Source organism: Microbacterium sp. cf046, from assembly GCF_900114345.1.
In the GTDB taxonomy this organism is placed as follows: Bacteria; Actinomycetota; Actinomycetes; order Actinomycetales; family Microbacteriaceae; genus Microbacterium.
Map to the genome: position 1 here is coordinate 1 of NZ_FOZJ01000001.1, position 12,492 is coordinate 12,492.

At 62.9% G+C, this 12,492-nt stretch carries 13 protein-coding genes; 10 read left to right on the forward strand and 3 right to left on the reverse strand.

Annotation, left to right across the window (positions count from 1 at the left end):
• The first annotated feature begins 1,060 nt into the window (after positions 1–1,060).
• The gene (locus BM349_RS00010) at positions 1,061–1,462 is read left to right on the forward strand and encodes a hypothetical protein (RefSeq protein WP_091700660.1); all 402 of its coding nucleotides are present in this window, start codon (positions 1,061–1,063) and stop codon (positions 1,460–1,462) included.
• A gap of 196 nt (positions 1,463–1,658) precedes the next feature.
• On the opposite strand, the gene BM349_RS00015 is transcribed toward BM349_RS00010, so the two are convergent.
• From BM349_RS00015 to BM349_RS18485, 3 genes are all read right to left on the reverse strand, one after another.
• A complete protein-coding gene (locus BM349_RS00015; RefSeq protein WP_091700663.1) occupies positions 1,659–2,504 on the reverse strand; it encodes a hypothetical protein in 846 nt (281 codons plus the stop codon).
• A gap of 578 nt (positions 2,505–3,082) precedes the next feature.
• On the reverse strand, positions 3,083–3,544 hold the full coding sequence (locus BM349_RS19070) for a lysozyme (protein WP_091700666.1): 462 nt from the start codon (positions 3,542–3,544) through the stop codon (positions 3,083–3,085).
• Positions 3,545–3,661: 117 nt separating this feature from the next.
• Positions 3,662–3,997, reverse strand: coding sequence for a hypothetical protein (locus BM349_RS18485; protein ID WP_139230851.1), 336 nt, complete (start codon positions 3,995–3,997; stop codon positions 3,662–3,664).
• 467 nt (positions 3,998–4,464) lie between these two features.
• Here BM349_RS18485 and BM349_RS00025 point away from each other — a divergent pair, with 467 nt between their 5' ends.
• The 9 genes from BM349_RS00025 (at position 4,465) to BM349_RS00060 (ending at position 12,485) form a co-directional block, all read left to right on the forward strand.
• Positions 4,465–5,163, forward strand: a complete 699-nt coding sequence (locus tag BM349_RS00025; RefSeq protein WP_139230852.1) for a hypothetical protein — start codon at positions 4,465–4,467, stop codon at positions 5,161–5,163.
• Positions 5,164–5,517: 354 nt separating this feature from the next.
• Positions 5,518–5,679 (forward strand): hypothetical protein, encoded by a 162-nt coding sequence (locus tag BM349_RS18670; protein ID WP_175525137.1) that lies wholly within the window; start codon positions 5,518–5,520, stop codon positions 5,677–5,679.
• 19 nt (positions 5,680–5,698) lie between these two features.
• A complete protein-coding gene (locus BM349_RS00030; RefSeq protein ID WP_139230853.1) occupies positions 5,699–6,697 on the forward strand; it encodes a ThiF family adenylyltransferase in 999 nt (332 codons plus the stop codon).
• 266 nt (positions 6,698–6,963) lie between these two features.
• The gene (locus BM349_RS00035) at positions 6,964–7,293 is read left to right on the forward strand and encodes an NUDIX hydrolase (RefSeq protein WP_091700675.1); all 330 of its coding nucleotides are present in this window, start codon (positions 6,964–6,966) and stop codon (positions 7,291–7,293) included.
• 5 nt (positions 7,294–7,298) lie between these two features.
• Positions 7,299–8,105: an alpha/beta fold hydrolase gene (locus tag BM349_RS00040; RefSeq protein WP_175525198.1), complete on the forward strand. Its 807-nt coding sequence runs from the start codon at positions 7,299–7,301 to the stop codon at positions 8,103–8,105.
• 235 nt (positions 8,106–8,340) lie between these two features.
• Positions 8,341–9,729, forward strand: coding sequence for a DUF1254 domain-containing protein (locus BM349_RS00045; protein ID WP_091700683.1), 1,389 nt, complete (start codon positions 8,341–8,343; stop codon positions 9,727–9,729).
• Between the two features lie 397 nt (positions 9,730–10,126).
• Positions 10,127–10,852, forward strand: coding sequence for a calcium-binding protein (locus BM349_RS00050; protein ID WP_091700688.1), 726 nt, complete (start codon positions 10,127–10,129; stop codon positions 10,850–10,852).
• 230 nt (positions 10,853–11,082) lie between these two features.
• The gene (locus BM349_RS00055) at positions 11,083–11,625 is read left to right on the forward strand and encodes an RNA polymerase sigma factor (protein ID WP_091700691.1); all 543 of its coding nucleotides are present in this window, start codon (positions 11,083–11,085) and stop codon (positions 11,623–11,625) included.
• A 203-nt stretch (positions 11,626–11,828) separates the two neighbouring features.
• Entirely contained in the window at positions 11,829–12,485 is a 657-nt protein-coding gene (locus tag BM349_RS00060) for a hypothetical protein (RefSeq protein ID WP_139230854.1), read from the forward strand.
• The last annotated feature ends 7 nt before the right edge of the window (positions 12,486–12,492 follow it).

Genomic DNA, 12,492 nt, shown 5'->3' on the forward strand with positions numbered 1-12,492 from the left:
TGCATTCATCACCTGCCACCCGGTCGCGAGCAGCAGGATCAGCCAGACGATCCAGCCGACCCTCCCGGTACGTATCTGGGCGGTGGATCGGCGAGAAACGGCGGCACCGCCCAGGTGAGCACCAGCATCATCCGTCATGCGGACATCTCGGCGTTGGCGCGATCGTTCGCAGGCATCGCAGGCGCTGAGCCCTTTCGCTAGCGGACAGATAGTCTCAGCCAGACTTAGCAGATGACGTTCTCGAAATCCAGCAGCACACTCCCCCACGTCTGCTCACACAACGACCGGCTTTTGGGCCGCCGCGAACCGCCCAGCCACCCGCCCATCTAACGCAGCAAGGCACGAGCCCGTCGCTCCGTGCCGCACGCGATAAACAGCGCCACTGACGGACCAGCTTGCGGGCGGCGCCAAGACGCCGGTTCCCGATCGGTCGCCAATGTTCTGCCATGATGTCGGCCATGCCCTCCGCAAGAAGTTCAGCCGGAGGAAATTCGTCTCAATCCTCCTGGGGCTTCTCTTCACGCTCGGTCTGATCTCAGACTTCGGAGGCGCCTGGCAGACGGTTACTCACGTCGTCCAGTGGGCGACGGCGATCTATGAGACCGGAGAGGTACCGCGGGTGTCGGACATCCCATCCGACCTCTTACCTCCTCATGACCGTCGGCCTAGCTTCGGCGTACAGCGCTAGCGAGGGCCAGACGTGATTAGCCGCACGCTTCTCCAACCGGGCATCAATCGCGCCCTGAACGTGGCGCGATGACGAAGAGTCCGATGGGCGAGGGAAATGTCGCACGGCCTGGTGATCTTGTGAAGTTCACCACGGATCAATCCGGCAGTCTCATGCAGCCGCCAAAGGGGTACCGCGTAGTGGAAGTTGACAACCCCGTGTGCCGCCAATCTCCGGGACCTCGCCAGTTATCGACGGGACTTTCAGACTGCACAGCGATTCGCGGATTCCTATATTGGAGTCGCGGATCAGCGTGGCGATTATGCGAACCCCCCGGAGGATGCTCTCTGGATCGCAGCCGCTATCACGTATGCCCGAGCCTTCAGCACCGGAGTGCGTCGCGCGGAGCGGCCCTCGGTCGCCATCTACACGCCCGAGCAACGGGGTCAGCACCAGCGCATAGTAGATCTGCGCAATGCCCATCTTTCGCACGCTGTGAACGACTTCGAGCAGGTAACCGTGGTTGCCTACCTGACCGTATCCGGCTTTTCCGTTCCAAAGATCGCTAGCGTCACGCAGATGAGCACGGAGGTGCATGCCATGGACGCGCGCGATTGCGCAGCGATCAGCGCTCTTTGCACCGCGCAGATACGGGACCTTGAGGTTCGCATGAAGGCCACGCAGGCGAAGATTGGTCAAGAGTTGGTCGCCCTTGGTCGGGAAGAGATCGATGCCTTGCCTGACCTGGACGTAAGGACTGTCCATCTGGACACGCCCAAAAAACCGCGCCGATGATTGCGACTCTGCGGCAACCCCGCTCGGCCTCCGGCATTTCGCTCCTGAACGCGCGTTGAGGCACCGGCTTGGGGGCGCTTTGACGCTCGGTTGCGAGCCAGCAATTGCTGACGCGAAGTTGCCGAGGAATCCCACGGAGTTGAGTTACACACACCGCGCATCATCCGCCGGATCGTGGTGGCGGTCTATTTGTCGCTCACTCGCAGTACCCAAGGATCTCGGGCGACTGGCTCACTGTGATGCCGCGAACGAAATCTCCTCCATCGGTCAGCTCAACAATCAGAAACGAGTCACCGAAGGGCGCCACGAGACTTGTGCTTTCGCCATCACTCCGTGCCAGTTCCGGGTAGGTATGCATCAATTCTTCGGTGGTGCTACCTAGCGTGATGCCCTCGGCGGTGCGGGGCGTCGTTGCGGCAGTGGACGAGAGCGGATCGGACGTCCTGACAGTCACGTCGTGCACCACTTCGAATCCCGACGTGAACAGGACATTGGACGGGTCCGAAGCGATGGAACCGAAACTGGTGAGCTGCTGACAGGCAAATCCCGGGTCGTAGGCCGCTTGGATCGTTCCATCGATCGCTGCCACTGACGAGTCGAGAGTGACCGGTCCGATGCCATCTTCGGAGATGATCCACGTGCTGGGGTCTGCGATTTCCATCGGACATGGCTGGTCCGACTCGCCAGTCATCAGGTCGCTGGTCGCGACATTGCCGTTTTCGATCGTGAACCGTCCACTACGAGGAACACTGCTGTCGGCACCGAAATGACAGGGCTCACCGTTGGTTGTCCACGTCACCTCGAAGCTGTCCTCGAAGAGCGCGAGTGTCAGCACGTTGGAATGGTCCTGCTGATCCAGGTCCCACAGGTCGACGGAATCTATCCGCTGCAGGTTGGAATCGTAGAAGCCGATCACCTCGGGGAGCGCGACCCCGCCCGCGCTGCAACGGAACACCACAGCGACGATGCCCGACGAGTAGGCGGCTGTTGTTCCGGCGGCATACAGCACCTTGTCGTTTTGGTTCTCATCCTTCGCGAGCATCGTGAACCCGTCGGCGGACGGATTCCCGATCGGAAGTTCTCCACCAACCAGCGTTCCAGCATCTCGGCCGCACATCGCGGGAGCCTCAAGGGACTGCAATTCGTCCGCGGACACCTCGAACGGAGCCGAGGAGGTCGCCTCGGGACTCGGGGTGCTAGTAGGAGGCGCGGCGGGGGTCGAGCAACCAACGAGCAGAGTTACAGAAGCCGCCAACGCTACAAGCCCAGCGACACGCCTTCGCACGGAATCTCACTCTCCCCGAAACCCATTTGCAAAAGACGATCAAAAAAGGGTGAGCCCATCCTGGGGGTCCGGCCCGATTCGCACAACCGCTGCTCAAGAAGTCGCTCACATTCCCAACGCTCCGGTCGTGCGATCATGGACGCTGAGGGACCGGTTTGCGGGCGAATCTCGCACCCGTAGAGACGAGTCGGTGCCCTTTCCGCACTGGCGCGGCTCGGACGACCGAAGCCGCGTGTGATCCCGCCGCGAATTTGTCACATAGTTCGCGAACTTCATTCCTGAGCAACCGCTCGTCCCTCGGACGACGGAGGCCGATCGGGCGATCGGGTTGGCTCTCAATACTGTCCCGAGACATACAGAATGCCTTCGGCAGTCCGTCGCCTTACTAGACCCTCCAGTCCGCCGTCGGTCCACTGATTGAGCTCTGCGGGAACCTCACCATGACGTCCCTGATTCACGATTCGCAGGAGGGTCGAACTCTGAAAGGCGCTGGCGCCGATATTGAAAGTAAAGCTGACCAGCGCGTCGAACTTATGCTGTGTCATTGGCACCCTGACGCCAGCGTTAACCGCGCGAACCGCCGTTCCACTGTCGCCACGGAGGAGGGCGAGCCCGCGCGCAGGGCTGATACCAGTCCGAAATTCAGCCGGCTCGGACCCGGTGCACCGTCCTCTGTGCACTAGGTGGCCGTAGCCGATCGTGCAATGCCCGAGCGGATCGTTGTAGAGGGTGGGACTGAATCCCTCCCACCTGCCGATGAACGCGAGCCCGCGGACGCTCACGGTACCGTTCGCCACAGTCCCCCGTCCCGGAGCGTTCGGTCCGCGCGCAGTTCGGCCAGCGGTTGGGGCGCGCTCACACTCATGCTGGCCGAAACCTGGGGGGCCGCGGCTGAGCGCGAAGCGTGTTGGCCATCAAGAGGACGTCGGGGGCGGGTCGAACGCTATATGGACATGATCGGAATGGCCTCCGACGGGCGGGATCCGTTGGAAGTTGTCCCAGGCGCCAACCGGGTCGTAAAAGAGTTCTCGCACACCCTTCTTCTCGCGTGCGAGCGGCTCAAAGGCGCGAAAGAATCTGGCCATGGCTGCCGGCGCACCTGCGACATCGATAGCGCGATTCTTGCCATGGAACGAGTTTGGGTCATTCCTGTACTCGCTCGTGACGGTGAGGCCCATCTCGCCAGCCTTGCGGCGAATGAATTTGCGCTTCACTTCAAGCGTCGCGTTCAAAAACTGATCCCCAGCCACATCCCACCTCCGCGCGGCACTGATTGTCCGCACAGTAGCGCGTTCTCCTCCCAGCATCTAGTGCCTCTTAACTCCCCAATCAACTTCCGCCTGCATCGAGTGGTGAGGCTATACCTCGAGCGCTATGCCGGCGAGTACAGTTCTCACCCGATCGGTCTGTGATAAACCGGGAGGGCACAGCGGGTTCAGCGTTGGAGTCCCTACATTTGTCCGAGACTGTAGATTCCGCCGTTTGGAGATATGTTGGCGCCAGCGGCGCTGCGATTACAAGGAGTTCACGTGACAACCCATGACCTGTCGCTAGTCGAGCTGAATCCGGGCTCGCGGGTCTCGCGAGTCTTTCAAAGGACAACGAACCGCCTGGATGCCGCTTCGAAACGCCCGTTCCAATCCCGGCGGTCTGCTATCCGCATCTCCCGAACCGCGTCACATAGAACCACCACGAGGCGATCGTGTATCTAATAAAGTTGGCGAATGCGCTCGCGGTCACCGGTTTCGCCACCGTCGATCTGCGCACTGTGAAGACGACGCCATTCGTTCCACTCGACATCGCTTTGAACGCGGCCCGAACAACTTACAACGCGCTCTCTGTTCCCGCATGGGATCTCATCGCGACACACCTGATGTCCCTGAAGACGCTTGGGGTTAGTACGGTTGCCGTCCGTAGCGACAACACCACCCTGCGCATTGTTCTTTGCAGGCCATCCCCCGATGGGAATCTAGACATCTCTGAAGCAGTGAGCTTCCTTCACACGATCGATCAGTGGTCGGGTCGGTTTTCGCAGTTGCTGCCGCAGTTTCAGCTGTCTGCCGAGCGCGAGAAGTTGTTCGAGGCTGCAAGTTCATGGGTTGGCCGATACACCGGGCAGGACAGCGTCAAATGGGCTGCCTCGAAGCTCATGTACATGTTCGCCCGAGCAGCGGGAGCCGGCTCATGCATCGTGATGAATCCAGTGGGTTCAGCGAGTCAAGATTATTTGAGTAGATGGCAGGAAGCGGATTTGCAAAAGGAACACGTCATTACGGGCAGTATGCACACCGCCAGCTATCTCTGGGTGGTGAACGGGGATCGTGTAGTCCCCGGCAACGGGCCGACTGTCTCCTGGAACTACGAACCCGACCCACAAAAGCTACAGCAGGTGCTCACAAACTCGATCGACACGTAATTGCGAGGTCGCCCCAACTTGTCCGCGGACGAGGAGCGCCTGCTGCGGACGTTGGGCATGGAGCCCTAACGCCCGGACGTTATCTGACGCCCAAATGGTTGAGAATCTGCCGATGTCGGACAGTCTTTCTAACGGAGCTGTTGCCCCGCTCTTTGCGCCGCCTGCAATGTCGCGGCAGAAGGCAGGCGTTAATATCCACCGCTCGCGAAGTACGCGGCGAAGCCCTCAGCGGCCGCGACTTCGCGGATTTGGCCCGGGATAGCGCACACGAAAGACCCCTGGCAAGGACCATCCCGATAGGGCACAATCCAAGTGGGACCGAGTGCTCGGCCCGTACATCGAAGGAGGATCAAGATGGCAGATGTCAACGATGACAAGGCTGTAACCCTCAAGTTGACGGATGAACAGAAGAGGTCGCTAGCGGATGCGTTTGGAGACGAGTTCGCCAGTCAGGCGAAGAACGTCAGCGTGCAGAGAGCGGACGGCGCAATTCGGGTGAGCGTCCACAACAACTGACACGCCTACTGTCGCGTTGATGAGCATGGTTCACCTGCCGCCGCTTGTCACGAGCCTTGGCACTTTCCACCACGATACCGCCAGTCATCTGTTGAGGTCACGCGACGCGGGCGTTCCCGTTGCGCTTGTCCACCCCGGTCTGATCTTCGGTGAGGATCAGACCGGGGTGGACACTGTCATAGGGCCAAAAGGCGTCACCAAACTGGACGCGAAAGCTCGCCAGACTGACGGTTTGTGGAGCGCGATCGCGGCAGTCGGAGCACTCACGACAGGGACACCCAACGACCTACTATCGCTCTCGCGCTCGTTGCGACAGGCATCCACAAGCCGAACGACTTCATATCTTCTTGGACTGTGCACAAAGGCTCACCAAGTTGTGACGGGGTTGCGCCTTATCAGTGAAGCTTCGGTCACCGTTCTTGGCTGCGGAGGCATTGGTTCATTGCTCGCAATGCAACTTGCGGGCGCAGGTGTCGGTCATTTGAGACTTGTTGACGGTGACCGAGTCGAAGAGAGCAATCTGAATAGACAACTCTTTTACACACTGCGGGACGTCGGACGGCTGAAGATCGAAGTGCTGCAAGAAGCGCTCGTGGCAAGATTTCCGGATCTGCGAATCTCGACCTCTCCCACCTACGTACACCAGGACGATTACACCGAAGCACTTGGCTACTCCAGCTTCGTTGCTGTGACAGCCGACGATCCTGTCGGTCTAAGCGTCGATGTCGCGGCTGCGTTGTCGAGGACCGAGACGAAAGTCGTTGCGGCGGGCTACCGTTTCTCGTTGGGCGTTGTATCACTTATCGACGGTGATCGAGCGCGTGAATCACGAGACGTGGGCCTGACCTGGGGATTACTATCCGGCTCCGTGGTACCGAGCTTCGGGCCGCAGAATGGTCAGATCGCGTCGGTGCTTGCGTCGGTCATACTGCTGAGCGCGGCCGGACTTCAGGAGATCGGGACCACTCGAGAGTGGATGACGAACGGCGATCCAAGCGATTTCATGGGCGGCTTCTAAGGCATTGAGCAGCTGGCGCCGGCTGAACGATTCCGCGCTTACCAAATGCATCACGCATGCTATCCGCGGTTGCCGACGCTTGGCATATGTCCACGAAGCCTGACGACATCGTCCGAGAACTAGACGGGTGTCGATGAACCGTAGAGCGCCTAACGTTCTTGCGGTGAACGCGCCGACAGGCCCCGCATTTCATCGCGCGGAGCGCTATGCCAACGCGTTGCGCGCTGATCGACCGGCTTTCGGACGCGCTCGGTAGGTTCGAGTGCATGCCCATCTCCCCTTACATCGCCGAGCTTCGCACGCGAGTCGGGCACGACCTGTTACTGCTTCCGGCAGTCACCGCGGTGATCAGGAACGGTGGGCGCTTTCTGCTCGCACGCGAACTCACCCAGCGCGGGCAGGAACTGGAGCCCGTGCTCCGCGCGCTCGCCCAGTCGGACAGCCGCGCACCGCTGCCCGAGGACGGCGCGGCGGAACTGAGCGTCGACGCGCTCCTGTTCGCCCTGCGCGCCACCCGCAACCCCGGGGTCGATCACCGCAATCCGACGGTGACGACCACGCATCGAGAAATGGCGAGAAATGGAGAGAAGCAGTGAACGAGATGACACTTCGTGTGACGTCCGCCGACGGTACGAGGATCGCTTACGACCGGAAAGGCACAGGCCCGGCGGTGATCCTCGTCGGCGGCACCCTGGACGACGGCGCTGAGAACGCGCCACTGGCCCGGCTCCTTGCCAACCATTTCACGGTCTACAACTACGCGCGACGCGGCCGGGGCGCCAGCGGCAATACACCGCCGTACGCCTTGGCGCGGGAGGTGGAAGACCTCGACGCGCTGATTGCGACAGCCGGCGGCTCAGCTCACGTGTACGGCGCCTCATCTGGCGGCGCCCTCGCGCTGGAGGCAGCAGCGGCAGGTTCGACGATCGACAAGATCGCGGTGTGGGATGTGCCGTACGTGATCGGGGACGACCAGTGGCCGAGGTTCAACCAGTACCTCGCTGACACTCACGAGGCAGACAAAGCCGGCCGGGACGAGGAGCTCTTGGAACTGTTCATGAGGCTTACGGGCGGATCCGACGCGGACATTGCAGCTGGGAAACAGCATCCGATGTGGGCCTCGTCCGTCGCGCTCGCCCACACGCTCGTCAAGGACGCCGAGATCCTCAATGGCTACAAGATCCCCACGAACAGACTTGCCCGCATCAATCAGTCGGTCCTGGTTATCACCGAGGGTCCGACCACCGAGCCCCAATTCGCAGGCCTCCCGATCGACTTCTTCGACCGCGCCGCGAAAGCGATAACCGCTGCCATCCCCCGGACCGAACGACACACGCTCGACGGGCAGGGACACGTCGTCGCCCCCGAACTCATCGCCCCTGTGCTGAAAACGTTCTTCAACCAGTAACTCGTCGACTGATCAGGTCGCGACTGTGGGTCGCTTCGGAACGCAGGCCCATCGGCCACGTCAGCATCGGTCGGTGAGCGGCGACTCCTGAGTTCCGGAGTCTCGCCGACGAGACGAATTCATACCAGTCGCATAGCCGGTGCCCGTTGAGCGATCGTTGTTCGCTCGTCGACTTGCGCCACCTCGGGGCCGTATCGTCGGCGGTGGTGCACTGATCCGTGGCAAGGGAGCAGCCATGTTCGACGAGAACGCGTACGAGATCAAGGGCGGGTTTCCCACCGCCGAGACCGCTGCATTCGCCTTCGATGAGGCAGACCTTGTGCGGGCATTGCATGCGTACCGCTTCTTCTACCCGACCGTGTCGTTCGAAGCGACCTGGCGCGGGAATCTCACCGGCGGTGTCATCCCCAACAAGGTGTTCCCTGCGTTGAAGGGTACGCCGAAGCAGCTCGTCTTCACCCCGAACTCCGACACCCCCTATGGCGCTGTCGCGCTCGATCTCTCCGACGGCCCGATCGTGTTGGAGGTCCCGCCCGGGCCGATCATGGGCACCTTCAACGACCTCAACCAGCTCTGGGTGATGGACTACGGGCTCCCCGGCCCGGCGAAAGCAGCGGGCGGCAAACACGTCGTCCTCCCCCCGGGGTGGGACGGTGCGGTCCCCGACGGCATGTTCGTGGGCAGGTCCACGACCAATCGGGTGCTGGGCTTGATCCGTGCCATGCCCATCGGCGGTGATATGGACGCGGCGGACCGGCTCATGCAGTCCGTGAAGGTATACCCATTGGAGCCACGACAGGACTGGCCCGAGACCACCTGGGTGGACCTGTCCGTCCTCGACGGAGCGGACTTCACCCCGGTGCGGTGGGAAACCGGACTGGACTATTGGCGAGTGCTCCACGAGACCCTCCAGGAAGAGCCACCGAACCCCGCCTACCGGTACGAGTACGGCGAGCTGGCGCAGCTCGGGATCGCTCGCGGCCGCACGTTCGCCCCCGACACACGTCAGTCCGGGATCCTCGCGAAGGCGGCGGTGATCGGGCACGCGCACTTGCTGGCACAGTCGTTCGCCGACCGCAGCCCCATCAAGGAGGTGTGGCCCGGCACGCAGTGGGAATGGGCTGTTCTGCAGTCCGAGAACGGCACGTTCGACACAGCCGACTACACCGACCTGTATGCCCGCGAGAAATGGTTCTACCAAGCGCAGGTCGAATCACCCGCGATGTTCGCCCGGTCCCCAGGAGCAGGCTCGTTGTACTGGCTCGGCCTCCGCGACGGCAACGGCGACTACCTCTACGGCGAGAACACCTACACCCTGGATGTCCCGCTCCCCGTCCCCGCCACCCTGTTCTGGTCGATCACCGTCTACGACGCGGAAACACGCAGCGAGATCCTCTCTGACCAGAACTCAGCGGCGCTCCGCTCCATGTACGAGCTCGCCGACCTGGAGGGGCAGACCGTCAGACTCCACTTCTCGCCGGAGTCGCCCGCAGACGCGAACGGTGCGACCCGGTGGATCAAGACCAAGCCCGGCACCGGATGGTTCGTCTACTTCCGAATCTACGGACCTCAGCCCGCCGCCTTCGACGGCGCCTGGCAGTTACCCGACTTCACACGGGCGTAGCAACGGGACTCTCTACGCGACCGCCGCATTGTGCAAACCGGATGCAGTCGCACTCACACTGGCGTGCCGTGCGTCCGACTGTCCTTGAAGGCGCCCTCATCGAGACGATTGGCGACGGTTGTGTGAACGGCGCCCGCTGAGGGGTCCCTCACGGACCGCTGCAACCGCGTCCGCGTGCGCTCTCACGGAGTCGGTCAGCACCACCGCCGTCAACCCCGAGCCTGCGCTCCAGGGGGTGTTCGCTGCGCCCCGCGTACGCATGGACACGTTCGACGAGCTGTTCGCCTGACCCTGACAAGTCCCCGGACGGCCTTCCGTCGATAAATCGGCCCGGGGCACTTCATCCACATGGTCTCCGCTGTTACCGTGAACGTCAGGACGATCGGCGGGGGGACTCGTGAGAGCAGTGGTCGTATGGGCGCTTGTCACCGTGGCGGCCTTCGCCGGAGGCAGTGCGACGGCGGCACCTGGGGATCCGCCGCTGATCCTGCAGGTCGTCCCGTCGGAGGTGGCCCCCGGATCGACGGTGACTCTGAGGGTGGCGACGAATTGCCGGGACGGCGACACCATCGACTTCACGATCGACGGCGCGGGGTTCGACAGCGGGACGATAGGGTTCTGCGTCACCGGCGCGTACACCGGCCGGATCACCGCTCCGACAACGCCAGGAAATTACACGGCGCGAGCGGATCTCGGGTCGCCCCTGACGGCGCTGTTGACCGTCACGCCCACCTCGGGCGGCAGCGTCTGCGACCAGGCGATTGCCGAAGCCGGCACAGGCAGCGGAGCATTCGGGCACTACGAACTCGTCTTCGCCCCCCAGCAGGGCGGCTCGGGCAGTCAGGTCGTCGTCGGCACCGCCGGAAATGATCGCCTGCGCGGCGGCTCGGGCTCCGACGTCCTCTGCGGTGGCGAGGGCGACGACGACCTGATGGGCGGCTCTGGCGATGACGCGGTCTACGGCGAGAACGGCGCCGACCGACTCACCGGAGGCGCGGGCGATGATTCCCTCGATGGTGGGGGCGGAGATGACGCACTGTGGGGCGGCTCGGGTGACGACATCCTGATCAACGGCGAGGCAGTCGACGAGGGGTCCGGCGACGACTTCACCGTCGGCCGGTAGCGCCCGGCAGCGCACCATGTGGCCGGCTCGGTAGAAGACCGGCGGCTCGAGGCTCCGCTTCCTCGGACAACGTCGAGACCAAAAACCGGTTGGGGACGGCATTCACCGTTCAGGCCGCAGGCAGCTGGTAGCCGAAGGTCGCGCTGCGAGATCTTTCGTTATGTCGGTACGTGTGACCGATCACGTCACTGCGGACACTATGAAGTGTGAGGGAAGAATCTGACCAGGCCGTGTGGCAGCAACTGCTGGCAGGCAACGAGCGGGCCTACGGCCTGATCTGGGATCGGCACCGTGACCGGGTATTCCGGCATCTGGTCATGGGCGGCAACTCCGCAACCGACGCCGAAGACCTCACCGCCGCCGTCTTTCTCGAGCTCTGGCGTCGACGGTCCAGCATTCGGTTCGTCGACGAATCGGCGCTTCCTTGGCTGATCGTGACAGCACAGAACGTGACCAGGAACGCGACCCGGGCCCGCATCCGCCATCGACGGTTCCTGTCCCGCCTGCCTCCATCGCGCGATCAACCGGACCACGCAGAGTTGCACGCCGACCAGAATGACGAGACGGTCGCCCGGCTGCGCCTGGTGATCTCCGTAGCGCGGCCCGCTGATGCGCGACTGCTCGCGACGACCGCACTGGAGGGCTTCACCGTCTCGGAGGCAGCCGGTGCCATGGGTATCTCCGAGCCCGCCGCCAAGATGCGTCTATCACGACTGCGGTCACGATTGCGCGCGGATCTTCAACCCGACCTCTCTGCAGAAGGAGGTGTCTGATGCCTGAGTTCACCCCGGACCGCTCGGACGCGATCCGCGAAGGACTGATCCGACTTGCAGCCGCATCGCTACACGGCCGCGCCGCTGTGGGATCAACATCCGCGTCGGCGCCGGCAACCGTCCACGCCGACACTTCCACGCCTGGACCTGGCCGTCGGCCACATGGGATGCAGTGGGCGGCTGCGACGCTCGCGCTCATCCTCGTGGGCGGCGTCGTCGGCCTGACCGCCACCGCGGCACTCAACGCCGGATCACCGACGGCGAGCACGCCCGCACCGAGCGATTCGCCGTCGACGCAACCGACGACCACCCCAACCCGCAGTCCGTCCGCATCTGCGTCGCCGACGCCCGCTCCGTCGGAGCAGTCGACGATTGATCCTCTGCTGATCAGCGCAAAGGGTATCGGGCCGTACCTGCTGGGCGGCTCATTCGCCGACGCTCGCGAAATGCTGGGCCTGCCTGCACCTCATGAACTCGATCCCTCATTCGAGGACAGGTGCCCGTGGTTCGCTTCGGCCGGCGATCTGAATCCCCTGATGACCTACGTCATCGCCCAGACCGGCATCCGGGACGGCGTGACCACCGGCACCGACGTGATCGGCAGCGTCCAGGTGCAGGACGGCGGCACGGGTGAGGGCCCCCTGCCACACACAGAAGCAGGCGTCGGTCTGCGCTCGACCGAAAAGGACGTGCGCGCCGCCTACCCGAATGCCACGGAGGAGAAGACCCTGTTCTCGGACTCGGCGCTCCGGGTCACTGAGGGGGACACCTCGATCATCTTCGAGTTCAGGGACGGCCTTGCGTATATGGTCACCGTGCTGCCCGCGACCGAAGAGATCCCCCCGGAGTACTGCGCCTGATAGTCAC

Excerpts from the sequence above, each read along its gene's own strand:
- BM349_RS00015 (WP_091700663.1), bottom strand. The coding sequence starts at position 2,504 with ATGCTCGCGAAGGATGAGAACCAAAACGACAAGGTGCTGTATGCCGCC.
- BM349_RS18670 (WP_175525137.1), top strand. The coding sequence starts at position 5,518 with ATGGCAGATGTCAACGATGACAAGGCTGTAACCCTCAAGTTGACGGAT.
- BM349_RS00030 (WP_139230853.1), top strand. The coding sequence starts at position 5,699 with ATGAGCATGGTTCACCTGCCGCCGCTTGTCACGAGCCTTGGCACTTTC.
- BM349_RS00035 (WP_091700675.1), top strand. The coding sequence starts at position 6,964 with ATGCCCATCTCCCCTTACATCGCCGAGCTTCGCACGCGAGTCGGGCAC.
- BM349_RS00040 (WP_175525198.1), top strand. The coding sequence starts at position 7,299 with ATGACACTTCGTGTGACGTCCGCCGACGGTACGAGGATCGCTTACGAC.
- BM349_RS00045 (WP_091700683.1), top strand. The coding sequence starts at position 8,341 with ATGTTCGACGAGAACGCGTACGAGATCAAGGGCGGGTTTCCCACCGCC.